This is a genomic window from Salmonella sp. 741265050_HSA (assembly GCF_046569445.1).
In the GTDB taxonomy this organism is placed as follows: Bacteria; Pseudomonadota; Gammaproteobacteria; order Enterobacterales; family Enterobacteriaceae; genus Salmonella; species Salmonella enterica.
In genome coordinates this window covers 25,518-49,754 of the sequence record NZ_JBKFSV010000013.1, presented here as the reverse complement: position 1 = coordinate 49,754, position 24,237 = coordinate 25,518, and the positions used below count along the sequence as shown (strand labels likewise).

19 protein-coding genes are annotated in these 24,237 nt (G+C 54.9%); 13 read left to right on the top strand and 6 right to left on the bottom strand.

Going from position 1 to position 24,237, the window contains the following annotated elements:
• The first annotated feature begins 2 nt into the window (after positions 1–2).
• Genes yrfG through hslO form a run of 3 tightly spaced genes read left to right on the top strand, consistent with a single transcriptional unit; the run spans position 3 to position 1,986 of the window.
• Positions 3–671 carry a GMP/IMP nucleotidase gene (yrfG, locus tag ACLD4F_RS17945; protein ID WP_001520508.1) on the top strand — a complete coding sequence of 223 codons (669 nt, stop codon included), beginning with the start codon at positions 3–5 and terminating at the stop codon, positions 669–671.
• A gap of 10 nt (positions 672–681) precedes the next feature.
• Positions 682–1,083 carry a ribosome-associated heat shock protein Hsp15 gene (gene hslR / locus ACLD4F_RS17940; RefSeq protein WP_000660721.1) on the top strand — a complete coding sequence of 134 codons (402 nt, stop codon included), beginning with the start codon at positions 682–684 and terminating at the stop codon, positions 1,081–1,083.
• Positions 1,084–1,107: 24 nt separating this feature from the next.
• Complete coding sequence (hslO, locus tag ACLD4F_RS17935) at positions 1,108–1,986, top strand: Hsp33 family molecular chaperone HslO (protein WP_001135571.1); 879 nt, start codon at positions 1,108–1,110, stop codon at positions 1,984–1,986.
• A 108-nt stretch (positions 1,987–2,094) separates the two neighbouring features.
• On the opposite strand, the gene ACLD4F_RS17930 is transcribed toward hslO, so the two are convergent.
• Positions 2,095–3,804: a DUF4153 domain-containing protein gene (locus tag ACLD4F_RS17930; protein ID WP_079944565.1), complete on the bottom strand. Its 1,710-nt coding sequence runs from the start codon at positions 3,802–3,804 to the stop codon at positions 2,095–2,097.
• A 379-nt stretch (positions 3,805–4,183) separates the two neighbouring features.
• On the opposite strand from ACLD4F_RS17930, the gene pckA reads away from it, so the two are divergent.
• Positions 4,184–5,803, top strand: coding sequence for a phosphoenolpyruvate carboxykinase (ATP) (gene pckA / locus ACLD4F_RS17925; protein ID WP_411010968.1), 1,620 nt, complete (start codon positions 4,184–4,186; stop codon positions 5,801–5,803).
• A gap of 74 nt (positions 5,804–5,877) precedes the next feature.
• Here the strand turns inward: pckA and envZ are convergent, their stop codons facing one another.
• A complete protein-coding gene (gene envZ, locus ACLD4F_RS17920; protein ID WP_001253818.1) occupies positions 5,878–7,230 on the bottom strand; it encodes a two-component system sensor histidine kinase EnvZ in 1,353 nt (450 codons plus the stop codon).
• Positions 7,227–7,946 (bottom strand): two-component system response regulator OmpR, encoded by a 720-nt coding sequence (ompR, locus tag ACLD4F_RS17915; RefSeq protein WP_001157751.1) that lies wholly within the window; start codon positions 7,944–7,946, stop codon positions 7,227–7,229. The genes envZ and ompR overlap by 4 nt, the downstream gene beginning before the upstream one ends.
• Positions 7,947–8,171: 225 nt before the next feature.
• On the opposite strand from ompR, the gene greB reads away from it, so the two are divergent.
• From greB to ACLD4F_RS17885, 6 genes are all read left to right on the top strand, one after another.
• A complete protein-coding gene (gene greB / locus ACLD4F_RS17910; RefSeq protein WP_000856695.1) occupies positions 8,172–8,645 on the top strand; it encodes a transcription elongation factor GreB in 474 nt (157 codons plus the stop codon).
• A 98-nt stretch (positions 8,646–8,743) separates the two neighbouring features.
• Positions 8,744–11,074 carry a Tex family protein gene (locus tag ACLD4F_RS17905; RefSeq protein ID WP_411010967.1) on the top strand — a complete coding sequence of 777 codons (2,331 nt, stop codon included), beginning with the start codon at positions 8,744–8,746 and terminating at the stop codon, positions 11,072–11,074.
• 436 nt (positions 11,075–11,510) lie between these two features.
• On the top strand, positions 11,511–11,738 hold the full coding sequence (gene feoA / locus ACLD4F_RS17900) for a ferrous iron transporter A (protein WP_001160955.1): 228 nt from the start codon (positions 11,511–11,513) through the stop codon (positions 11,736–11,738).
• Positions 11,739–11,756: 18 nt separating this feature from the next.
• Positions 11,757–14,075 carry a Fe(2+) transporter permease subunit FeoB gene (gene feoB / locus ACLD4F_RS17895; RefSeq protein ID WP_000736983.1) on the top strand — a complete coding sequence of 773 codons (2,319 nt, stop codon included), beginning with the start codon at positions 11,757–11,759 and terminating at the stop codon, positions 14,073–14,075.
• Between the two features lie 12 nt (positions 14,076–14,087).
• Entirely contained in the window at positions 14,088–14,324 is a 237-nt protein-coding gene (feoC, locus tag ACLD4F_RS17890) for a [Fe-S]-dependent transcriptional repressor FeoC (RefSeq protein WP_000157587.1), read from the top strand.
• A 234-nt stretch (positions 14,325–14,558) separates the two neighbouring features.
• Positions 14,559–15,473, top strand: a complete 915-nt coding sequence (locus tag ACLD4F_RS17885) for an Rpn family recombination-promoting nuclease/putative transposase (RefSeq protein WP_023206035.1) — start codon at positions 14,559–14,561, stop codon at positions 15,471–15,473.
• Between the two features lie 35 nt (positions 15,474–15,508).
• Here the strand turns inward: ACLD4F_RS17885 and bioH are convergent, their stop codons facing one another.
• Entirely contained in the window at positions 15,509–16,279 is a 771-nt protein-coding gene (bioH, locus tag ACLD4F_RS17880; protein WP_000998138.1) for a pimeloyl-ACP methyl ester esterase BioH, read from the bottom strand.
• A gap of 37 nt (positions 16,280–16,316) precedes the next feature.
• On the opposite strand from bioH, the gene gntX reads away from it, so the two are divergent.
• The 3 genes from gntX (at position 16,317) to gntT (ending at position 19,327) form a co-directional block, all read left to right on the top strand.
• On the top strand, positions 16,317–17,000 hold the full coding sequence (gene gntX / locus ACLD4F_RS17875) for a DNA utilization protein GntX (RefSeq protein WP_000958733.1): 684 nt from the start codon (positions 16,317–16,319) through the stop codon (positions 16,998–17,000).
• 58 nt (positions 17,001–17,058) lie between these two features.
• The gene (gene nfuA / locus ACLD4F_RS17870) at positions 17,059–17,634 is read left to right on the top strand and encodes a Fe-S biogenesis protein NfuA (protein WP_000619387.1); all 576 of its coding nucleotides are present in this window, start codon (positions 17,059–17,061) and stop codon (positions 17,632–17,634) included.
• A gap of 376 nt (positions 17,635–18,010) precedes the next feature.
• Positions 18,011–19,327: a gluconate transporter gene (gene gntT, locus ACLD4F_RS17865; protein WP_001131737.1), complete on the top strand. Its 1,317-nt coding sequence runs from the start codon at positions 18,011–18,013 to the stop codon at positions 19,325–19,327.
• 118 nt (positions 19,328–19,445) lie between these two features.
• On the opposite strand, the gene malQ is transcribed toward gntT, so the two are convergent.
• Both malQ and malP read right to left on the bottom strand, forming a co-directional pair.
• On the bottom strand, positions 19,446–21,524 hold the full coding sequence (malQ, locus tag ACLD4F_RS17860; protein WP_411010966.1) for a 4-alpha-glucanotransferase: 2,079 nt from the start codon (positions 21,522–21,524) through the stop codon (positions 19,446–19,448).
• 9 nt (positions 21,525–21,533) lie between these two features.
• Entirely contained in the window at positions 21,534–23,927 is a 2,394-nt protein-coding gene (gene malP / locus ACLD4F_RS17855; RefSeq protein ID WP_411010965.1) for a maltodextrin phosphorylase, read from the bottom strand.
• Positions 23,928–24,237: the final 310 nt, after the last annotated feature.

Genomic DNA, 24,237 nt, shown 5'->3' with positions numbered 1-24,237 from the left:
CCATGCATATTGATATTGACTGGCAAAACGTGGATACCGTTTTGCTGGATATGGACGGCACGCTGCTCGATCTCGCGTTCGATAACTATTTCTGGCAAAAGCTGGTACCGGAAACCTACGGCGCGCAGCAGGGTATTTCGCCGCAGGACGCGCAGGAATATATTCGCCAGCAGTATCATGCCGTACAGCATACGCTAAACTGGTACTGTCTGGATTACTGGAGCGAGCGTCTGGGTCTGGATATTTGCGCCATGACGACGGCGCAAGGGCCGCGCGCCGTTTTGCGCGACGATACCGTACCGTTTCTGAATGCGTTAAAAGCCAGCGGAAAACGTCGGATTCTGCTCACCAATGCGCATCCACATAACCTGGCGGTGAAGCTGGAGCATACCGGTCTGGCCTCACACCTTGATTTATTACTTTCCACCCACACATTTGGTTATCCCAAAGAGGATCAGCGGTTATGGCGCGCTGTCACTGAGGAAACGGGAATAAGCGCAGAGAAAACGCTGTTTATCGATGACAGCGAACCGATTCTCGACGCCGCCGCCCGGTTTGGTATTCGCTACTGTCTTGGCGTGACGAATCCCGATTCCGGCCTGGCGGAAAAGCACTATACGCGCCATCCGTCCCTGAACGACTACCGCCGTCTGATCCCCTCGCTGATGTGAAGGAGACGCCATGAAAGAAAAGTCCTCCGTTGAGGTCAGACTGGATAAATGGCTGTGGGCCGCGCGTTTTTATAAAACCCGCGCGCTGGCCCGCGAGATGATTGAAGGCGGTAAGGTGCATTACAACGGGCAGCGCAGTAAGCCGAGCAAAATCGTCGAGCTGAACGCAACCCTTACCCTGCGTCAGGGAAATGACGAACGGACGGTGATCGTTAAAGCCATCACCGAACAGCGCCGTCCGGCCAGCGAAGCCGTCGCTCTGTATGAAGAGACGGCGGAAAGCGTGGAAAAACGCGAAAAAATGGCGCAGGCGCGCAAGCTTAACGCCCTGACCATGCCGCATCCGGACAGGCGACCGGACAAGAAAGAGCGCCGCGACCTGTTACGATTTAAACACGGCGACAGCGAATAACTGTCACCCGCAAGAGAGATGATTATGCCGCAACATGACCAATTACATCGTTATCTGTTTGAAAACTTTGCCGTTCGCGGCGAGCTGGTGACCGTTTCGGAAACCTTGCAACAGATCCTCGACAATCATACCTACCCGCAGCCGGTGAAAACCGTACTGGCCGAACTGCTGGTCGCCACTAGCCTGCTGACCGCAACGCTGAAGTTTGCCGGTGACATTACGGTACAGCTCCAGGGCGACGGGCCGTTAAGCCTGGCGGTGATCAATGGCAATAATCAGCAGCAGATGCGCGGCGTGGCTCGCGTTCAGGGCGACATCCCTGACAATGCGGATCTCAAAACGCTGGTTGGCAACGGCTATCTGGTGATCACCATTACGCCGGAAGAGGGTGAACGCTATCAGGGCGTGGTGGGTCTGGAAGGCGATACTCTGGCGGCGTGCCTGGAAGATTACTTCCTGCGCTCCGAGCAGTTGCCGACGCGCCTGTTTATTCGTACCGGCGATGTCGACGGTAAACCGGCGGCAGGTGGAATGTTGCTCCAGGTGATGCCAGCACAGAACGCGCAGGCGGAGGATTTCGACCATCTGGCTATGTTGACGGAAACCATTAAAAGCGAAGAGCTGCTGACGTTACCGGCAAATGACGTGCTGTGGCGTTTGTATCACGAAGAAGAAGTCACGCTCTACGATCCGCAAGATGTTGAATTCAAATGCACCTGTTCACGTGAACGTTGCGCGGGCGCGCTGAAAACATTGCCGGATGAAGAAGTGGACAGCATTCTGGCGGAAGAAGGCGAAATCGATATGCACTGCGATTACTGCGGCAATCATTACCTGTTCAATGCGATGGATATCGCGGAGATCCGTAACAACGCCTCTCCTGCCGATCCACAGGTTCATTAATCGCCTTTCAGTCGACAACATCATTGCCTGATGGCGACGCTTATCTGGCCTACAGCATCCCGCTCCGTAGGCCGGATAAGGCATTTATGCCGCCATCCGGCAAAAAGCTTACTCGTTGTAGTAATCCACATCCAACCGCTGGCCATCAACAATGATATCGCGCCAGGCTTTGGGAGCTGAGTCTAACCGATGCCCGGCAATCGCGTGCAACAGTTGCGTCTTAGAAAACCCGTCTGGCAATCGGGCGAACGCTTTCTGCGTCCATTTCCCCTCTTTTAAGCCGTAGACCTGGCTCTCGGCAACAATAAAGTTATACAGCACCTGCTCAGGCTGACCGTCACCGTTAAGATCCTGACTCACCAGCACGCAGGCATCCGGTTCAAGGCAGGAAGCGCCCGAATAACTCTGCTCTTTGACAAACGCCCAAAATGCGGCATCCGGCTTCTGGCTACCGGGCGCAATCATCACTACCCGCGCTAAATCGTCCGCCGTCGGAGAGACCTTATTTCTCTGCAAAAACGTCATCAGTTCACGATTGCGCTTTCTGTTCTGCGTAAACGCCTCGTCATCCCGCAACGATTTCAGCGCTTCCTGGCCTGGTTTGCCGCTGTGATCCAGCATATACAGACTGATCTGATCCGCAGTAATTTTACCGCTATGGTAACGCGCCATATGGCTGTTGACGCTAATACGCCAGACATCAAGTACAGGTGAGGCCAGCAACAGCAATATCACCAGCGTTAACAAAGAGACGCTCAGTATCACCTTGCCTTGCCACTCACCAGGGTCGCGTCCGCGGCGTAACAGACCGATCAGATAACCGAAGGACCATACCAGCAAGACAGACACCGTCAGCGCGCCATACAGACGATCCGGCGTCCAGCCGTATTGCTGAATGCGTACCCATAACGCCCAGCCCGCCAGCAGCATATATATCGGGGCAACGCACAGCGAGGCGCTAATCATGCCGCGTAGTACGCGCGGATAGGGTAATACGCGCTTTTGCGGTTCGTTGACAATCGCCACGAGGAGCAGCAGCATCAGCGTCAGCGTGGATAGCAGCCCCGCAGCGGAAACACGCGCAGAAATCGCCTCCAGTCCGGTAAAGGGTAACGTCACAATAAACAGCAATGCCAGCAGCGACACCACCGGCAGTAAACCCGTCGCGATCAGCGTCAGCAGCTTTTGCACCGCCGCCACAAGGCGCGACTGCGTGCGGGCGAGAATGACCGCCAGCGCCGTAATCAGGCCGATGGTCACATAAATAAAGGCTTCAGTTTCAAAGAAGAGGGTGCTGAAAAAGCGGATGCCCACCAGCCTGAATAGCGCGCTCCAGAGCAGAAGCACCAGCCAGAACAGTCCGTTGGCGACCAGGACGATAAACAATGTCAGTACGTTATGCCATAACCGCATATAAAACTGGGGATAACGCGCCGAACCGGTTTGCGAATGTAGCTGATATTGCATCCAGGGTAATACCAGCATCGCCATCAACACAAGCCGGAGACCATACAGCCAGAGGAGCTCGGCCAGGCGCCATTTCTCCACCGTCTCAACCTGCCATTTCAGCCAGCCGCTCATTGCCAGCACGACCACAAAGGTCAGCCCCAGCCAGCCCCACAGCGCGCGCTGTTTAAAAGAGACCACGGTAAGCAATAGCATTGACGACAACGCTATCGTCGCAGGCATACCATAGAACAGCCAGTCGCTATTTTGTGGTACCAGCCAGGCCATCAGCAGGTAGCACAAGACGCCCTGCAGCAAACCGGTGAGCAACATACCCCAGCGAGTAGTACGTGAAAGCGCTACACTTTCCATGTCGTTATCCAGAATGATGAGAAAGCCGCATTATTGCATCATCTGTTCACCGCCAGGCGTCGTCATGCATAATTCAGAAAAAAACGCAGAGAGGTGAATCGATATTGTTAATGTTGGTGTTACGTAACTTTCTTACATGAATGCGATTACAGTCACATTATGCCGGTCAAAAACACTTCCTTTTAACGTTTTCAGAACATTTTCCACAACAAAAGTAGGTTTCCTGCCATAATAACCGCCGCTGCGTGACAGGAGTCACAGTGTTTTTCGTCAATCGTGATTTTGTCCAGATACGTAAATCTATGAGCCTTGTCGCGGTTAACCAACCTCAAAAAACCTTACTATTTTCGGTAATATATATTGGCTAAGGAGCAGTGATATGCGCGTTAACAATTTAACCCCGCAAGATCTCAAGGCTTATGGTATCAACGACGTCCAGGATATCGTTTACAATCCCAGCTACGACACCCTTTATCAGGAAGAACTTAATCCTGGTCTGGAAGGCTATGAGCGTGGCGTGTTAACTAACCTGGGCGCTGTTGCCGTTGATACCGGTATTTTTACCGGTCGTTCGCCTAAGGATAAGTATATTGTTCGCGACGACACCACGCGTGATACGCTGTGGTGGTTCGATAAGGGTAAAGGTAAAAACGATAATAAGCCGCTTTCTCAGGAAACCTGGCAACACCTGAAAGGTCTGGTGACGCATCAGCTTTCCGGTAAACGCTTATTCATTGTTGATGCGTTCTGCGGCGCAAATGCCGATACGCGTCTTTCCGTGCGCTTTATTACGGAAGTCGCCTGGCAGGCCCACTTCGTTAAAAATATGTTCATTCGCCCAACGGACGAAGAGCTGGTAGGCTTCAAACCTGACTTTATTGTCATGAACGGCGCGAAGTGCACCAACCCGCAGTGGAAAGAGCAAGGGCTGAACTCGGAAAACTTCGTGGCGTTCAACCTGACTGAACGTATTCAGCTTATTGGCGGCACCTGGTACGGCGGCGAAATGAAAAAAGGGATGTTCTCGGTAATGAACTACCTGCTGCCGCTCAAAGGTATCGCCTCAATGCACTGTTCCGCCAACGTGGGTGAAAAAGGCGATGTCGCGGTCTTCTTCGGCCTTTCCGGTACCGGAAAAACCACTCTGTCCACCGACCCGAAACGTCGTCTGATTGGCGATGATGAGCACGGTTGGGATGACGACGGCGTGTTCAACTTTGAAGGCGGCTGCTACGCCAAAACCATCAAACTGTCGAAAGAAGCGGAGCCAGAAATTTATCATGCGATTCGCCGTGATGCGCTGCTGGAAAACGTCACTGTGCGCGAAGACGGCAGCGTTGATTTCGACGATGGTTCCAAAACCGAAAACACCCGCGTCTCTTACCCGATCTATCATATCGATAACATCGTTAAGCCCGTGTCCAAAGCAGGTCACGCCACCAAGGTTATCTTCCTGACGGCGGATGCTTTCGGCGTGTTGCCGCCGGTTTCCCGTTTAACCGCTAACCAGACGCAATACCACTTCCTGTCGGGTTTCACCGCTAAACTGGCCGGCACCGAACGCGGCGTCACCGAACCGACCCCCACCTTTTCCGCCTGCTTCGGCGCCGCGTTCCTGACGCTGCACCCGACGCAGTATGCTGAGGTGCTGGTGAAACGTATGCAGGCAGCAGGCGCGCAGGCTTATCTGGTTAACACCGGCTGGAATGGCACCGGCAAACGTATCTCCATCAAAGATACGCGCGCGATTATTGACGCCATTCTGAACGGTTCTCTTGATAACGCGGAAACCTTCCGTCTGCCGCTGTTCGATCTGGCGATCCCGACTGAACTGCCAGGCGTGGATACCCACATTCTCGACCCGCGTAACACCTACGCGTCGCCGGAACAATGGCAGGAAAAAGCCACCGCGCTGGCGAAACTGTTCATTGAGAACTTCGAGAAGTATACGGATACCCCGGCAGGCGAAGCGCTGGTTAGCGCCGGACCGAAGCTGTAAGGAACAGGCCGGATGGCGGCTTTGAACGGCGTCATCCGGCGTTAAGAAGAAAGGGAGGATAATACCTCCCTTTCTTATGCCTCTTTTGTCGTCCCCTGGACGCGAGCCACAGGAACCGGTAGCCAGGCGCGAATTGACAATCCGCCACGCTCGCTGGTGCCAATCTCCAGCATCCCGTTATGGTTATCGATAATGCGCTGCACAATCGCCAGCCCCAGCCCTGTGCCGCTGGTGCTACGGGCGCTGTCGCCGCGCACAAAAGGCTGGAACAGATGTTTACGCTGCTCCGGCTTAATGCCCGGCCCGTCATCTTCTACCTGAAACCAGGCGCGATGCGACTCGGTGCCGCTGCTGACCTTAATCCAGCCGTTGCCATAGCGGGCAGCATTGACCACCATATTCGCCACCGCGCGCTTAATCGAGAGCGGGTGCATTTTCACCTGGATGCTCCCTGCCTGAAGCGCAGTGTTAATCTCACGCTCATAGCCGCTTTCCGCCGCAATCACCTCGCCCAGCACGGAATTGAGATCCGCCATCTCCATTGGCATTTCCTGACCGGTACGCAGATAGTCAATAAACTGTTCGATAATGGCGTTACACTCTTCGATGTCTTTATTGATCGACTCCGCGAGATAACCGTCTTCCTCGCCCATCATCTCCGTCGCCAGACGAATACGGGTCAGCGGCGTGCGCAAGTCGTGGCTGACGCCCGCCATCAATAGCGTACGGTCATCGGCCAATTGTTTCACGCCGGCTGCCATATGGTTAAACGCCCGAGTCACAGAGCGCACCTCAGAGGCGCCATATTCACGCAGCGGCGGCGGAATAATTCCCTTCCCTACCTGCAGGGCGGCATGTTCAAGATCCACTAACGGTCGATTCTGTATACGAATAAACAGCCACGCGCCGCCTATCGCCAGGAGCATGATCGCCAGCGTGTAACGGAAAAGCGGAGAAAAATCGCCCTGATGAATCTCGGTCAGCGGCACGCGCACCCAGATATTGGGCGACAGCCAGGTTTTGAGCCACACGACGGGCGAGCTTTTGTTGACCTCAACGCGCACTTCCGTCGGGCCGCCTAATTGCTGCGCCATCTGGTGGCTTAAGAATTCGTAGTGTTGCGCCCAACGCAGCCCGGCCTCTTCGGCGGCTTCGTTGGTGTAGAGAGAGATCCCCAGCTCGCGATAGATTTCCCGGCGAAACGCAGGCGGCACGACTAACTGCGTGCCGTCCTCCAGTTGCAGCTTATCGGTCATCAGCATACGGACTTCGTAAGCCAGAACCTTATTAAACTGCTGGAGGCTCGGCAAAATCGCGAAGTTCAGCACCACCAGGTAGGTCGTCACCAGGCTGACGAACAGCAAGGTGACGATGAGCAACAGCGTGCGGGCAAATGAACTTCGCGGCGAGAAGCGCATTCGCCTCATGCTTTAGAACCGTCCGGTACGAAGACGTAGCCCAGGCCCCATACGGTCTGAATATAACGCGGATGTGCCGGATCTTCTTCCACCATACGGCGCAGGCGGGAGATCTGGACGTCGATGGAGCGTTCCATCGCGGAATACTCGCGGCCACGGGCCAGATTCATCAGCTTATCGCGAGAGAGCGGCTCGCGCGGATGGCTGACTAACGCTTTCAGTACCGCAAACTCCCCGCTGGTCAGCGGCATCGGTTCATCTTCACGGAACATCTCGCGCGTACCGAGGTTCAGTTTAAACTTACCGAACGCGATAACGGCCTCTTCCTGCGACGGCGCGCCGGGCAGTTCGTTTGCCTGACGACGTAGCACGGCGCGGATACGCGCCAACAGCTCGCGCGGGTTAAACGGTTTAGGAATGTAGTCATCGGCGCCGATTTCCAGCCCGACGATACGGTCAACTTCTTCACCCTTCGCCGTGACCATAATGATCGGCATTGGATTACTTTGACTACGCAGGCGACGACAAATCGACAGACCATCTTCACCTGGCAGCATTAAATCCAGTACCATGAGATGGAAAGATTCACGGGTCAGCAGACGATCCATCTGCTCGGCGTTAGCGACGCTTCGAACCTGGAAGCCCTGCTCGGTCAGATAACGTTCCAGTAGCGCCCGCAGACGCATATCGTCATCAACCACCAGAATCTTATAATTCTCTTGCATTGTCTGTACTCCCAAAGGTTCGCAACAAATGTAAGTGTGTATTCTTAAAAAAGCTCACGTGAGTCACCAGCAAATTCTGGTATGAATTTCAGGCTAAATTGTTACAAAGCATATTTAACAGCAGCTTAAATATACAATTAATCGGCAACCCCATTATTTATTCTGTCGGGACGATCACGTTATACCCCGTGTGCGCAATATCGACAGCAAAGGTAAATCAACGAGATGAAAACGCCCCTGATCACCCGCGAAGGGTACGAAACACTCAAACAAGAGCTCAATTATCTCTGGCGTGAAGAGCGCCCGGAGGTCACCAAAAAAGTGACCTGGGCTGCGAGTCTGGGCGACCGCAGCGAGAATGCCGACTATCAGTATAATAAAAAGCGCCTGCGTGAGATCGACAGACGCGTCAGATATCTGACCAAATGCATGGAAAATCTCAAAATCGTGGATTATTCCCCGCAGCAGGAGGGCAAAGTCTTCTTCGGCGCCTGGGTGGAAATTGAAAATGATGACGGCGATACGCTGAAGTTCCGCATTGTCGGCTACGATGAAATTTTCGGACGTAAGGATTACATCTCTATCGACTCGCCGATGGCGCGGGCGCTACTGAAAAAAGAAGTGGGCGATCTGGCGGTGGTCAACACCCCTGTCGGCGAAGCAAACTGGTACGTCAATGCGATCGAATACGTCAAATAAGACAAGAAGAATCCTAAGCCCCCGCTGATGGCTGGCATTTTTGCCAGCCAATCCGTATAACTATCCCCTGATTTTTATCCTGAAGACGAAGCTAACCCATGATGAATGATTCTTTCTGCCGCATTATTGCGGGTGAAATCCAGGCAAATGCCGGGCAGGTTGAAGCTGCCGTTCGCCTGCTTGACGAAGGGAACACCGTGCCGTTTATCGCACGTTATCGTAAAGAAATCACCGGCGGTCTGGATGACACGCAGTTGCGTAACCTGGAAACGCGTCTGGGCTATCTGCGTGAGCTGGAAGACAGGCGTCAGGCCATCCTCAAGTCCATTTCCGAACAAGGCAAACTGACCGATGAGCTGGCTGGCGCCATCAACGCTACGTTAAGTAAGACCGAGCTCGAAGACCTCTACCTGCCCTATAAACCTAAACGCCGCACCCGTGGACAAATCGCCATTGAAGCCGGCCTTGAGCCGCTGGCCGATCTGCTCTGGAACGAGCCGTCCCACGATCCTGACGTGGAAGCGGCAAAGTACATTGATGGCGACAAAGGCGTGGCGGACACGAAAGCCGCGCTCGACGGCGCACGCTACATTCTGATGGAGCGCTTTGCCGAAGACGCCGCATTGCTGGCGAAAGTGCGTGATTACCTGTGGAAGAACGCCCATCTGGTCGCCACAGTCGTGAACGGCAAAGAGGAAGAAGGGGCAAAATTCCGCGACTACTTCGACCATCATGAGCCCATTGCTAACGTCCCGTCTCACCGTGCGCTGGCCATGTTCCGTGGTCGTAACGAAGGCATTCTGCAACTTTCGCTCAATGCCGACCCACAGTTTGATGAGCCGCCGAAAGAGAGTTACTGCGAGCAAATCATCATGGACCATCTCGGCCTGCGGCTAAATAACGCCCCGGCGGATAGCTGGCGCAAAGGCGTAGTGAGCTGGACGTGGCGTATCAAAGTCTTAATGCACCTCGAAACCGAACTGATGGGCACCGTGCGCGAACGTGCGGAAGATGAAGCGATTAACGTGTTTGCCCGTAACCTGCACGACCTGCTGATGGCAGCCCCCGCAGGCCTGCGCGCCACGATGGGCCTTGATCCTGGCCTGCGTACCGGCGTAAAAGTCGCTGTCGTTGACGGCACCGGCAAGCTGGTGGCGACGGATACCATTTATCCGCATACCGGTCAGGCGGCCAAAGCGGCTACCGTGATCGCCGCGCTGTGCGAAAAATACCACGTCGAACTGGTCGCGATTGGCAACGGTACGGCCTCGCGTGAAACCGAACGCTTCTATCTCGACGTACAGAAACAGTTCCCGAACGTGACGGCGCAGAAAGTGATCGTCAGCGAAGCGGGGGCGTCCGTGTATTCCGCTTCTGAGCTGGCGGCGCAGGAGTTTCCGGATCTCGACGTCTCCCTGCGCGGCGCGGTCTCTATCGCGCGTCGTCTGCAGGATCCGCTGGCGGAACTGGTGAAAATCGATCCGAAATCGATCGGCGTCGGCCAATATCAACACGATGTCAGCCAGACCCAATTGGCCCGTAAACTGGATGCGGTGGTCGAAGACTGCGTAAACGCCGTCGGCGTCGATTTGAATACCGCCTCCGTACCGCTGCTGACCCGCGTCGCAGGCTTAACGCGCATGATGGCGCAAAACATCGTCGCCTGGCGTGATGAGAACGGTCAGTTCCAGAATCGCCAGCAACTGTTGAAGGTGAGCCGTCTGGGGCCGAAAGCGTTTGAGCAGTGCGCGGGCTTCCTGCGTATTAACCACGGCGATAACCCGCTGGATGCCTCCACCGTCCACCCGGAAGCCTATCCGGTTGTCGAACGCATTCTGGCGGCGACGCAGCAAGCGCTAAAAGATCTGATGGGCAACAGCAACGAATTGCGTCACCTCAAGGCCGCTGATTTTACCGACGATAAATTCGGCGTGCCGACCGTGAGCGATATCATCAAAGAGCTGGAAAAACCGGGCCGCGACCCACGTCCTGAATTTAAAACCGCGCAATTCGCCGATGGCGTCGAAACCATGAACGACCTGCTGCCGGGGATGATTCTGGAAGGGGCGGTCACTAACGTCACTAACTTCGGCGCGTTTGTCGATATCGGCGTTCATCAGGATGGCCTGGTCCACATCTCTTCCCTGTCGACTAAGTTCGTTGAAGATCCACACACCGTGGTGAAAGCGGGCGACATCGTGAAGGTGAAAGTGCTGGAAGTGGATCTGCAACGTAAGCGTATTGCGCTGACGATGCGTCTGGACGAACAGCCCGGCGAAACCGCCGCTCGCCGCGGCGGCGGCGCCGATCGCGCGCAGGGCAACCGCCCGGCATCAAAAGCGGCGAAACCGCGCGGTCGTGACGCCCAGCCAGCCGGTAACAGCGCCATGATGGACGCGCTGGCAGCCGCAATGGGAAAAAAACACTAATCGGGTAATACGCAGGCCGGGTTACTTCTTATCCGGCCTGCGATTTTGCAATACGTCCAACCCTTTCTTTTTTAATTAACAATTAAATCTTACCCATTAGAATCTGTTAATTAATTTCCTTCTGCTATCCGCACTATTAATTATCACTTTATTAACAGATGAAACCTTAATTAAACATTAAAAACGGTGAATATTTGCACATTAGGGGTATTTGCAAAAAGACAAATAAATGTTGAGCCATATCAACATCGGCGCAAATTATCGCTTATTTGTACATTCCGTCACATTTTAATCGTTGAAGATAGAAACCATTCTCATTATCATTGTGTTGTTGATTATTTACTCTTTCCTTCGTTGGCTAAACATCGGGTCTCCTGCCGCCCCCCTGAGCGCCGCATGAGGTATACATCCAGTTAGTAAGAAACAAGTAGGTCGTATGCAATTCACTCCTGACACTGCGTGGAAAATCACCGGCTTTGCGCGTGAAATCAGCCCGGCGTATCGTCAAAAACTGCTTTCGCTCGGCATGTTGCCCGGCTCTTCATTTAATGTTGTCCGCGTCGCGCCCTTAGGCGATCCGATCCATATCGAAACACGACGCGTGAGTCTGGTTTTGCGTAAAAAGGATTTGGCGTTAATAGAAGTGGAAGCGGTTTCCTGTTAATACAGTGAGTCTATAAAAATGAAAAAATTAACCATTGGTTTAATTGGTAATCCTAATTCCGGCAAGACCACCTTATTTAACCAACTCACCGGCGCGCGTCAGCGCGTGGGGAACTGGGCGGGCGTCACCGTCGAGCGTAAAGAGGGCCAGTTCGCGACAACTGACCACCAGGTCACGCTGGTAGATTTACCCGGCACCTATTCTCTGACGACCATCTCGTCACAAACCTCTCTCGACGAACAGATCGCCTGCCACTACATCCTGAGCGGCGACGCCGACCTGTTGATAAACGTTGTAGACGCCTCCAATCTGGAGCGCAACCTCTATTTGACGCTGCAACTGCTGGAGCTGGGTATCCCCTGTATTGTCGCGCTCAACATGCTGGATATCGCCGAAAAACAGCAGGTTCGTATTGATGTCGACGCTCTGTCCACGCGTCTGGGTTGCCCTGTCGTACCGCTGGTATCGACTCGCGGTCGCGGTATCGAGGCGCTGAAACTGGCCATTGACCGTCACAACGCTAACGACAACGTCGAACTGGTGCATTATGCCCAGCCGCTGCTGCGCGAAGCAGGTTTCCTGGCCGACGCGATGGCCCAGGAGATGCCTTTACAACAGCGCCGCTGGCTGGGTCTGCAAATGCTGGAGGGCGATATCTACAGCCGGGCTTACGCAGGCGAGGCGGCGCAAAACCTGGACACCTCCCTGGCCCGTCTGAAGGACGAAATGGACGACCCGGCGCTGCATATCGCCGACGCCCGTTATCAGTGTATCGCCGCTATTTGCGACGTGGTCAGCAATACCCTGACAGCCGAACCCAGCCGCTTCACCAGGGCGGTCGATAAAATTATTCTGAACCGATTCCTCGGCTTACCGATTTTTTTGTTCGTGATGTACCTGATGTTCCTGCTCGCCATTAACATCGGCGGCGCGTTGCAACCCCTGTTTGATGCCGGTTCCGTCGCCATCTTTATTCATGGCATTCAATGGATTGGCTACACGCTGCACTTCCCGGATTGGTTAACCATCTTCCTGGCGCAAGGTCTTGGCGGCGGGATCAATACCGTCCTGCCGCTGGTGCCGCAAATCGGGATGATGTACCTGTTCCTCTCCTTCCTTGAAGACTCCGGTTATATGGCGCGCGCGGCCTTCGTCATGGATCGCCTGATGCAGGCGCTGGGACTACCGGGTAAATCCTTCGTGCCGCTGATTGTCGGCTTCGGCTGTAACGTACCTTCCGTGATGGGCGCCCGCACGCTTGACGCTCCGCGCGAACGCCTGATGACCATCATGATGGCGCCGTTTATGTCCTGTGGCGCGCGCCTGGCGATTTTCGCCGTCTTTGCCGCCGCCTTCTTCGGGCAAAACGGCGCGCTGGCGGTCTTCTCGCTGTACGTGCTGGGTATTGTCATGGCGGTATTAACCGGCCTGATGCTGAAGCATACCATTATGCGCGGCGAAGCTTCTCCGTTTGTGATGGAGCTGCCGGTTTACCACGTCCCGCATATCAAGAGCCTGATCATCCAGACCTGGCAACGCCTGAAAGGTTTTGTACTACGTGCCGGTAAAGTCATTATCATCGTGAGTATTTTCCTGAGCGCGTTTAACAGTTTCTCGCTGAGCGGCAAAATCGTCGATAACATTAATGACTCCGCCCTCGCCTCCGTAAGCCGCGTCATCACGCCAGTCTTTAAACCGATCGGCGTCCATGAGGATAACTGGCAAGCGACCGTAGGTCTGTTTACGGGTGCCATGGCGAAAGAAGTTGTCGTCGGTACGCTGAACACGCTCTATACCGCCGAAAATATTCAGGACGAAGCGTTTAATCCTGCCGACTTCCACCTCGGCGATGAACTGCTGGGCGCGGTTGACGATACCTGGCAAAGCCTGAAAGACACCTTTAGCCTGAGCGTACTGGCTAACCCGATCGAAGCGAGTAAAGGCGACGGCGAAATGGCGACCGGCGCGATGGGCGTGATGGATCAAAAATTCGGCAGCGCCGCGGCGGCGTACAGTTACCTGATTTTCGTCCTGCTTTACGTACCGTGTATCTCGGTAATGGGCGCTATCGCCCGCGAGTCCAGCCGCGGCTGGATGGGCTTCTCCATCCTGTGGGGACTGAATATCGCCTATTCGCTCGCCACGCTGTTCTACCAGGTTACCAGCTTCAGTCAACACCCGACATACAGCCTGATCTGTATTCTGGCAGTGATCGTCTTTAACGTTGTGGTGTTAAGCCTGTTGCGCCGCGCCCGCAGCCGTGTAGACATTGAACTGCTGGCAACCCGCAAAAACGTCAGTTCCTGTTGTTCGGGCACTGCGGGCAATTGTCACTAAGGGATGTAAAAAATGGCTTCATTGATACAGGTTCGCGATCTACTGGCGCTACGGGGGCGTATGGAGGCAACGCAGATCAGCCATACGCTGCACGCTCCGCAGCCCATGATCGACGCCATGCTGAATCAACTGGAGATCATGGGTAAAGCGGTACGTATCCCGGAAGAAGCGGACGGCTGCCTTTCAGGCAGCTGTAAAAGTTGTCCGGAAGGTAAAGCCTGCCTGCGCGAATGGTGGGCCTTGCGTTAGCCTTCGCCGGGTAGCGACGTAACGCGTCTTATCCGGCCTTTATCCCGCGTTATGTTGCCCGGTACGCGTCACGCTGCCGGGCAATTTTGCGTCATGCCTTCCACAAAGATGAAAGCGTTACCGCCGTGCGCATTTATCTCCCCACGCGCCTCGCAAGCGCACTAATCCTCTACTGCAATCAGCCCGGTCTGCGCGTAGTGTCACGCCATTGAACTTCACCGATGACGGATCGATATGGCGACCTCAACAACATCCACGCCGCATGACGCGGTATTCAAACAGTTTCTATGCCACCCCGATACTGCACGGGATTTTTTGGAAATTCATCTCCCGACGACATTACGTCAAATCTGTAATCTGAATACGTTACGGCTGGAGTCCGGTAGCTTTATTGAAGAGGATTTACGCCCCCATTATTCCGATATTCTGTGGTCGCTGGAAACGAGTGAAGGTGAAGGTTACATTTACGTGGTTATTGAACATCAGAGTACGCCGGACGCGCATATGGCATTTCGGCTGATGCGTTACGCAATGGCTGCAATGCAACGGCACCTGGAGGCCGGGCATAAGACGTTGCCGTTAGTGGTGCCAATGCTGTTTTATCACGGAAACCGCAGCCCGTATCCGTTCTCATTATGCTGGCTGGATGAATTTGCCGACCCGGTGATGGCGCGTAAGCTATACGCCACCGCCTTTCCTCTGGTCGATATTACGGTCGTGCCGGATGACGAGATTATGCGGCACCGACGGGTCGCGCTGCTGGAACTCATACAAAAACACATCCGCCAGCGTGATCTGATGGGGCTTGTCGAACAGCTGGTCGCCCTGCTGGTTAAGGGATACGCTAATGACACCCAGCTTCAAAGTTTGTTTAATTACATGATGCACACTGGCGACGTCGCGCGCTTCAATACGTTTATCCGCCAGGTGGCTATGCGTATCCCACAGCATAAGGAGAAGATCATGACTATCGCAGAAAGATTACGTCAGGAAGGGCATCGTAACGGGTTACAGAAAGGGCTACAGGAAGGCCAACGGCTCGCCGCATTGCGCATTGCCCGCTCCATGCTAAACGATGGTTTCGATCGCGATACCGTGCTTAGGGTTACCGGGCTGGCGCCTGCCGATCTGGCGTCTGAAAGCCATTAACCTTGCAGAATGGTCCGGGCCCGGCAATGCCCTGGTTACAGCGATGATTTTAGCGTCATCAGCGCCTGACAAAACGCCGCCGGATGCGAGATAAACGGCGCATGGGCCGCCTTCGCCATTATCTGTGATGTACTGTGCGGCCATAACGTATCGAGCAAAGGCACGATTTTACGCGGCACCAGACCGTCCAGATAACCATACAAACGCAAAAACGGCATGTTCACATTTTTAAGCGCTTCTCGTAGATCGACCGTTTTTAAGATTTCCAGTCCGCCATTGAGCACGTCTACATCCGGCATAGGCTGCGCCAACACCACGCTTTTTAAGGTGCGGGCATCCTGACGCGCAGTCTCCGTCCCTAACGTTTGCAGCGCCAGAAAACGCTCCACCGTGCGCTGAAAATCGTCGCTAAGCTGCTGCTGGAATCCGCCGAGGATTTCCGGTTTTATTCCCGGCCACCCCTCACGCGCGCTAAAGCATGGCGAAGAGGCGACTGTCACCAGCGCCTGAACGCGTTCAGGGTGGGTGAGCGCCATCTGACTCGCCACCAGGCCACCCAGGCTCCAGCCAAGCCAGATAGCCTGGTCCGGCGCGTTCTTCGCTACCTGCGCCGTCATCTCTTCAAACGTCATAGCGCCAAACCCCGAACTACGGCCATAGCCCGGCAAATCGACCAGATGCAGCGTAAAATGCGAGCCGAGTTCCTCGCGAATGCAATGCCATACCTCCGCGTTCAATCCCCATCCGTGCAGCAGCACAAGATGACAATTTCCCTCGCCGTAGGTCTGCCACCAGATGTCATTCATCAGTTACTGTTCTCTTTTGTCTAACAAGGATGCACCTATGCTAACAGTACCGGGATTATGCTGGCTATGCCGAATGCCGCTGGCGTTAAGCCACTGGGGGATTTGTTCCGTATGCGCGCGCGCCGTCCGCCAGCGCGTCAGCCTGTGTCCGCAATGCGGATTACCTGCCGCGCATCCTTCGCTCCCCTGCGGTCGCTGCCTGCAAAAACCGCCGCCCTGGCAGCGTCTGGTGAGCGTCAGTGACTATACGCCGCCCTTGAGTTTACTGGTGCATCAGCTTAAATTTACCCGCCGCAGCGAAATTGCCGCCGCACTGGCGCGTCTACTGTTGCAGGAAGTACTCATGGCGCGCCGCAGCACTGGCTTGCAGCTTCCCGACAGAATCGTCAGCGTTCCGCTCTGGTCGCGCCGACACTGGCGGCGGGGATTTAACCAAAGCGATCTGTTATGCCAACCGTTAGCGCGTTGGCTTGGCTGCGCGTGGGACAGCCAGACCATCACGCGGGTACGGGCGACCGCAACACAACATCATCTCAGCGCCAGGTTACGTAAGCGCAATTTGAAAAACGCGTTTCGCCTTGAATTGCCGGTACAGGGTCTCCATATGGTTATTGTGGATGATGTCGTCACTACCGGAAGTACCGTCGCGGAAATCGCGCAACTGCTTTTGCGCAACGGCGCAGCGACTGTCCAGGTATGGTGCCTGTGTCGAACCTTGTAGAGCCTCGATGATGGGCGTATTATAACCAACTAAAATAGTCAACTATTAGGCCATTACTATGATCCGTATTTCCGATGCTGCACAAGCGCACTTTGCCAAACTGCTGGCAAATCAGGAAGAAGGGACGCAAATCCGCGTATTTGTCATTAATCCCGGCACTCCTAACGCAGAGTGCGGCGTTTCTTATTGTCCGCCCGACGCCGTAGAAGCCACCGATACTGCACTAAAATTTGACCTGTTGACCGCTTATGTCGACGAGCTGAGCGCGCCCTATCTGGAAGACGCGGAAATTGATTTCGTGACCGACCAGCTAGGTTCTCAACTCACATTGAAAGCGCCAAACGCGAAGATGCGCAAAGTGGCCGATGACGCGCCGCTGATGGAGCGCGTGGAATATGCTCTGCAATCGCAGATTAACCCACAGTTGGCGGGCCACGGCGGTCGCGTCTCGCTGATGGAAATTACCGATGAAGGCTATGCAATTCTGCAGTTTGGCGGCGGTTGTAACGGTTGCTCGATGGTTGACGTCACGCTGAAAGAAGGGATCGAGAAACAGTTGCTGAATGAATTCCCGGAACTGAAAGGGGTTCGCGATCTGACCGAACACCAGCGCGGCGAGCACTCCTACTACTAAGATTTTCCCCGCATCCATGCCCGATGGCGCTTGCGCCTGTCGGGCCTTGTCTGCGCCACCGTAGGCCGAATAAGGCGTCTATTCCGCCATTCTGCGCCATCAGCCACCTCTCAGAACAATGGTCCTTCTTCTTGCGCCGATAACATGACCTGTGTCTCATAATTTAAATTTTGCCTGCCAGGGTCATTTTCAACACCCATATGTTACCCGTATCATTCTTATGGGCACCTAACATCCATATAACATCTGACTACGCTCATTCGTTTCAACGGTAATCAGTATTGGTGCTATTGCGACTCTGTTCCCGTCGGGAACAACAGGAATTTGTCGTCGAAACAATGACGTTACCCATAACAAAGTAAAGGCCAGGTAAATCATGCCATTAGTCATCGTTGCTATCGGTGTTATCTTGTTACTTCTTCTGATGATCCGCTTCAAAATGAACGGATTTATCGCCCTTGTCCTGGTAGCGCTCGCTGTCGGGTTGATGCAGGGAATGCCGCTGGATAAAGTCATCGGCTCCATCAAAGCCGGTGTCGGCGGTACGCTTGGCAGTCTGGCCCTGATTATGGGGTTCGGCGCCATGCTGGGCAAAATGCTTGCCGACTGCGGCGGCGCTCAACGTATCGCCACTACCCTGATCGCGAAATTTGGTAAAAAGCATATTCAGTGGGCCGTAGTGTTAACCGGCTTTACCGTCGGCTTCGCTCTGTTCTATGAAGTGGGCTTCGTTCTGATGCTGCCGCTGGTATTCACCATTGCCGCAGCGGCGAATATCCCGTTACTGTACGTCGGCGTGCCGATGGCCGCGGCGCTCTCCGTCACACACGGCTTCCTGCCGCCGCACCCGGGTCCAACCGCGATCGCCACGATTTTCCATGCCGATATGGGTAAGACGCTGCTGTTTGGTACGATTCTGGCGATCCCGACCGTGATCCTTGCCGGACCGGTTTACGCCCGTTTCCTGAAAGGCATCGATAAGCCGATCCCGGAAGGCCTGTACAGCGCGAAAACTTTTACGGAAGAAGAGATGCCGGGCTTTGGCGTCAGCGTCTGGACGTCGCTGGTTCCGGTTATTCTGATGGCGATGCGTGCGATTGCCGAGATGATTCTGCCAAAAGGCCACGCTTTCCTGCCCGTTGCCGAGTTCCTGGGCGACCCGGTAATGGCTACGTTAATTGCCGTACTGATTGCGATGTTCACCTTTGGCCTGAACCGCGGGCGTTCCATGGATCAGATTAACGATACGCTGGTCTCTTCCATCAAAATTATCGCCATGATGCTGCTGATCATCGGCGGCGGCGGCGCGTTCAAGCAGGTGCTGGTCGATAGCGGCGTGGATAAATACATCGCTTCAATGATGCATGAAACCAATGTCTCTCCGCTGTTGATGGCGTGGTCTATCGCGGCGGTGCTGCGTATCGCGCTGGGCTCTGCGACTGTCGCGGCGATTACCGCAGGCGGCATTGCGGCGCCGCTGATCGCCACTACCGGCGTTAGCCCTGAACTGATGGTTATCGCGGTCGGTTCCGGGAGCGTGATTTTCTCTCACGTCAACGACCCAGGCTTCTGGCTGTTCAAAGAGTATTTCAATTTGACTATCGGCGAGACCATTAAATCCTGGTCGATGCTGGAAACGATCATCTCCGTCTGCGGCCTGATCGGCTGTCTGCTACTGGGTATGGTGGTTTAAGCGAGGCTGCTTGTAGGCCGGATAAGGCAGCAATTTGCGCCAGGATTGCCTGATGGCGCTGCGCTTATCAGGCCTACGTGCTCTCACCATCATAAAGCCGGGGAAATCCCCGGCTTTATTACTTCTTCTTCGCGGCCGCTTTTCGGCGCTTATCCAAATCCTTAATCAGTTTGTTTACGCCCTCATCGGCAAACATGGCCTCAAGAGATGCAGACAATTTCCGCCGCCAGTTTTTATACTGATCGCTGGTGCCCGGTACGTTAACCGGATCGGCCATATCCAGCCAGTCTTCCGGCTGAAGCCCCAACAGACCGCTGTTACTGTCGGCGATATAGCGCTGAAGCCCGCGATTTAGCGTTGGCGTCATCGACATTAACGATGCCTTATGCCCGGCGCGTTTTGGCAGACAGCCATATTTATGCAGCGCGTCCAATAGCCCCTGTTTCGCCCGCTCGCGATCCTCATACAGCCCGTGCAGAATCACTTCATCCGGATAAAGCCCCAGAGCTTTACCCAACGTCAGGTCACCGCATTCCCAATAGCCGCGCAACGTGGGGAGATCGTGCGTCGAGGCGACAGCCATCGATTGTTGCGGATATGCGCCTGGCGCGCGGAAGTTTTTCTCAAGGTCATTTTCAAACCACAGCACTTTATAAGAATAGACCCCGCTATCGCGCAGCTTGCCGACAATCTCAACTGGCACCGTCCCCAGATCTTCGCCTATCACCATACAACGGTGACGTTGGCTCTCCAGCGCCAGAATAGCCAACAGATCGTCAACCGGATAATGGACGTAAGCCCCCTGATCCGCTGTTTCGCCATACGGTATCCACCACAGACGCAGCAACGACATAACATGGTCAATGCGCAACGCGCCGCAGTTTTGCATATTGGCGCGCAGCAGGTCGATAAACGGCTCATACGCCCGGGCGACAATGATATGCGGGTCCATTGGCGGCAGCCCCCAGTTCTGACCGAGCGGGCCGAGGATATCCGGCGGCGCGCCGACCGATGCTTTCAGGCAGTACAGCTCCCGGTCGCACCAGGTTTCCGCGCCGCCTTCCGCTACGCCAACCGCCAGATCGCGGTACAGACCAATCGGTAGTTTAAAACTCTGGCAGGTATCCCAGCAGGCGGCGAATTGGCGCCAGGCCAGCCACTGAAGCCAGAGGTAAAACTCCACCTCTTCGCGGTGCGCTTCACAGAATTGTTTTACAGCGGAAGACTCTACCGACTGGTACGCCTCCGGCCAGGCTGGCCAGCCCCAGCGCTGCTCATCCTCTTTTACCTGATACGCATGCAGCGCGTCGAATGCCGCCTGCCAGTAAAGGCTCTCGCCTTCGCGGGCGATAAAGTGACGAAACTCCGCCATTTGCGCATCGTCGCGAGCGGCAAACCGCGTCCACGCCATCCGCAGCGCCGTAATTTTCAGCGCGGTAACGGTAGCGTAATCCACCCATTGCGCATCGCGTGCCTGTCGCAGCTTTTGCTGTGTGGCGGGCATTTGCCACCATGCCTGCGCCTCTTCGCTCAGGCGGAAATCTTCGACGGCGTTGACGTCGATATATATCACGTTCAGCCAGCGACGAGACGAGGGGCTGTAGGGACTGGCGCTCTCCGGATTCGCCGGATAAAGCGCGTGGATCGGGTTCAGGCCGATAAACGCGCCGCCGCGTGTCGCCACGTCGACCAGCATCGACTTCAAATCGCCGAAATCGCCAATACCCCAGTTTTTTTCTGAACGCAGAGTATAAAGCTGGACGCAGGCCCCCCACAGTTTTTTCCCTTCCAGCAGCGCCTGCGGCTCATAGCATCGCGGCGGGGCGACGATAATCCGGCAGTGCGTACGCTGTTCATCCAGGGTCAACGTCAGGGTGTGGTAGCCCTCCGGCAATGTAGCCGGAAGGTTAAGTTTTTTACCGCCCGTCACGCGCCCTTTGTAATGCACGCCCTCTTCCGTAGTCAGCAGCCAGGCAAACTCACCGCGTCCCTCTACCGGCAACGCCATTTTTTTACCCGCGGTATAAACCTTCACATTCGGCACGACCGCCTGTGGTCCTGTTGTCGTGCCGTGCATCGCCGCCAGCAAACGTCTCTTGGTTTCAGCGCCAATAGACTGCGGTTTGCCATGAGCATTGATGTAACTGGGGCTGATCCCCGCCGCCAGCGCGGCACTATCGAGACGTTTATTTTCCATCGCGCTCCCTTAGCGTTTTGCCTGCCAGATACGGGCCTGATAATCGCGAATAGAGCGATCGGAACTGAACATACCGCAGCGCGCGGTATTGAGGATCGCGGCGCGCGTCCACGCTTCCTGGTCGCGATACAGCGCATCCACCTGCTTTTGCGCCTCGACATAAGCGGCGAAGTCCGCCATGACCAGGTACGGATCGCCCCCCTGTTTGCCGAGGCTATGCAGCATCTGGTCAAAGGCATGTTTATCGCCATCGCTGTATTGACCGCTTTCCAGCTCTTTTAGCACCGCATCCAGCACTTTGTCTTTTTTACGCCATTTCACCGGATCGTAGCCTTTGGCTTTGAGCGCCTTGACCTCTTCCACAGTATGGCCAAAGATAAAGATATTCTCTTCACCCACCTTCTCAGCGATTTCAACGTTAGCGCCGTCCAGCGTTCCCACAGTCAACGCCCCATTCAGCGCCAGTTTCATGTTGCCGGTGCCGGACGCCTCTTTCCCGGCAGTGGAAATTTGCTCGGAAATATCCGCCGCCGGAATGAGCATTTCCGCCGCCGAGACGCAGTAATCCGGCAGGAAAACCACCTTCAGCTTATCACCCACCGCCGGGTCGTTATTAATGGCTTCCGCAACCTTATTGATAGCAAAAATGATGTTCTTCGCCAGGTAATAGCCCGGCGCCGCCTTCGCGCCAAACAAGAATACGCGCGGTACGCGGTCAGCCTGCGGGTTTTCGCGAATCTCTTTGTACAGCGCCAGAATATGCAACAGATTCAGATGCTGACGCTTGTACTCGTGCAGACGTTTGATCTGAATATCAAAAATCGCATGGCTCGAAATCTCAATCCCGGTACGGGCCTGGATAAATTTCACCAGCCGTTCTTTGTTCGCCCGCTTGATGTCGCGATACTGCTGACGGAATGTGGCGTCGTCAGCGTATTTTTCGAGGTTGATCAACTGGTCGAGATCGTTAGCCCACTCTTTTTTCAGCGTTTTATCCAGCAACGCCGCAAGCTGCGGATTGCACTGTTTGATCCAGCGACGCGGCGTAATGCCGTTGGTGACATTGTGGAATTTGTTCGGCCAAAGCTGGTGATATTCCGGGAACAGATCTTTCACCACCAGATCGGAGTGCAGCGCCGCCACACCGTTGACCGCAAAGCCGCTGACCACGCACATATTGGCCATGCGTACCTGACGGTCGTGCACCACCGCCAGTTTTGCCCATACCTGCTTATCGCCAGGCCAGGTGTTATCGACCAGCGTCTTAAAGCGATCGTTAATCTGCTTGATAATCTGCATATGACGCGGCAGCAGCGCTTTCACCAGCTTCTCATCCCAGCACTCCAGCGCTTCCGGCATCAGGGTGTGGTTGGTGTAGGCGAAGGTTTTGCTGGTGATAGCCCAGGCGTCATCCCAGCTCAGTTGGTGCTCGTCAATCAGCACGCGCAGCAGTTCCGGAATGGCGATGGTCGGGTGAGTATCGTTCAACTGAATGACCTCGTAATCCGCCAGCTCATGCAGTTTGCGTCCGGCCAGATGATGGCGACGCAGAATATCCGCTACCGAGCAGGCGCACTGGAAGTATTGCTGCATCAGACGCAGTTTTTTGCCCGCCGTGTGGTTATCGTTGGGATAAAGCACCTTCGTCAGTTTTTCCGCATCGATACCCTGCTGTTCCGCCCGCAGGAAAGCGCCGTCGTTGAATTTGGTCAGATCAAACGGATGCGCGTGGGTCGCCTGCCACAAACGCAGCGGTTGCGCGACGCCGTTACGATAGCCTAACACCGGCAGATCCCAGGCCTGGCCTGTAATCACAAAACGTGGCTCCCAGCGCCCTTCTTTGGTGACTTTACCGCCGATCCCAACCTGGACGTCCAGCGCCTCGTTGTGGCGGAACCACGGATAGCTGCCGCGATGCCAGTCATCCGGCGCTTCCATCTGCTTGCCTTCAACAAATGACTGACGGAACAGCCCATACTGGTAGTTCAGACCATAGCCCGTAGCGGACTGCCCGACGGTGGCCATCGAATCGAGGAAGCAGGCGGCCAGACGTCCCAAACCACCGTTGCCGAGCGCCGGATCGACTTCCTCTTCCAGCAGATCGGTCAGATTAATATCGTGCGCTTTCAGTACATCGCTAACGTCCTGGTACCATCCCAGATTTAACAGGTTATTTCCCGTCAGGCGGCCAATCAAAAATTCCATCGAAATGTAGTTCACATGACGCTGGCCTTTCGTCGGCTGCGCTACCGGTTGCGCACTCAGTAATTCCGCCAGCGCGCCGCTAACGGCCTGCCACCACTGACGAGGCGTCATGTCGGACGCAGACAGTAAACCGAAACGCTGCCACTGACGCGTCAGGGCGGCCTGGAATTGATCTTTATTGAAGGTTGGCTGTGACATAGGAAATCCGTCCTCGGGTAATAAAACAACGTTATCGCTAGTTTGCCAGGCTCGATGTTGACCTTCCTCCTCCCGGCAATGATTAGGGAGGGAGGAGGAGCGGGGATGAGCATAAAAGTGTGATCGCCGCCACTTACCCCTGTATAAACGCGCCGATTCCTGTCAACGACACCCAGTGTTACGCATAATCAAATGAATAAACAGAAATAACAGTAAATCGCGAAGGGATATTTTCGAAGATTATATGAACGCCAAAATAGTTTCTTACCTGAAATATTCAGCAGCGGGAGATTCACTCACTAAACATAAT

Coding starts and splice junctions, on each gene's coding strand:
- nfuA (WP_000619387.1), top strand. CDS start 17,059: ATGATCCGTATTTCCGATGCTGCACAAGCGCACTTTGCCAAACTGCTG.
- yrfG (WP_001520508.1), top strand. CDS start 3: ATGCATATTGATATTGACTGGCAAAACGTGGATACCGTTTTGCTGGAT.
- envZ (WP_001253818.1), bottom strand. CDS start 7,230: ATGAGGCGAATGCGCTTCTCGCCGCGAAGTTCATTTGCCCGCACGCTG.
- hslO (WP_001135571.1), top strand. CDS start 1,108: ATGCCGCAACATGACCAATTACATCGTTATCTGTTTGAAAACTTTGCC.
- greB (WP_000856695.1), top strand. CDS start 8,172: ATGAAAACGCCCCTGATCACCCGCGAAGGGTACGAAACACTCAAACAA.
- malP (WP_411010965.1), bottom strand. CDS start 23,927: ATGTCACAGCCAACCTTCAATAAAGATCAATTCCAGGCCGCCCTGACG.
- feoC (WP_000157587.1), top strand. CDS start 14,088: ATGGCTTCATTGATACAGGTTCGCGATCTACTGGCGCTACGGGGGCGT.
- ACLD4F_RS17930 (WP_079944565.1), bottom strand. CDS start 3,804: ATGGAAAGTGTAGCGCTTTCACGTACTACTCGCTGGGGTATGTTGCTC.
- ACLD4F_RS17885 (WP_023206035.1), top strand. CDS start 14,559: ATGGCGACCTCAACAACATCCACGCCGCATGACGCGGTATTCAAACAG.
- malQ (WP_411010966.1), bottom strand. CDS start 21,524: ATGGAAAATAAACGTCTCGATAGTGCCGCGCTGGCGGCGGGGATCAGC.
- feoA (WP_001160955.1), top strand. CDS start 11,511: ATGCAATTCACTCCTGACACTGCGTGGAAAATCACCGGCTTTGCGCGT.
- pckA (WP_411010968.1), top strand. CDS start 4,184: ATGCGCGTTAACAATTTAACCCCGCAAGATCTCAAGGCTTATGGTATC.
- gntT (WP_001131737.1), top strand. CDS start 18,011: ATGCCATTAGTCATCGTTGCTATCGGTGTTATCTTGTTACTTCTTCTG.
- gntX (WP_000958733.1), top strand. CDS start 16,317: ATGCTAACAGTACCGGGATTATGCTGGCTATGCCGAATGCCGCTGGCG.
- hslR (WP_000660721.1), top strand. CDS start 682: ATGAAAGAAAAGTCCTCCGTTGAGGTCAGACTGGATAAATGGCTGTGG.
- ACLD4F_RS17905 (WP_411010967.1), top strand. CDS start 8,744: ATGATGAATGATTCTTTCTGCCGCATTATTGCGGGTGAAATCCAGGCA.
- feoB (WP_000736983.1), top strand. CDS start 11,757: ATGAAAAAATTAACCATTGGTTTAATTGGTAATCCTAATTCCGGCAAG.
- ompR (WP_001157751.1), bottom strand. CDS start 7,946: ATGCAAGAGAATTATAAGATTCTGGTGGTTGATGACGATATGCGTCTG.
- bioH (WP_000998138.1), bottom strand. CDS start 16,279: ATGAATGACATCTGGTGGCAGACCTACGGCGAGGGAAATTGTCATCTT.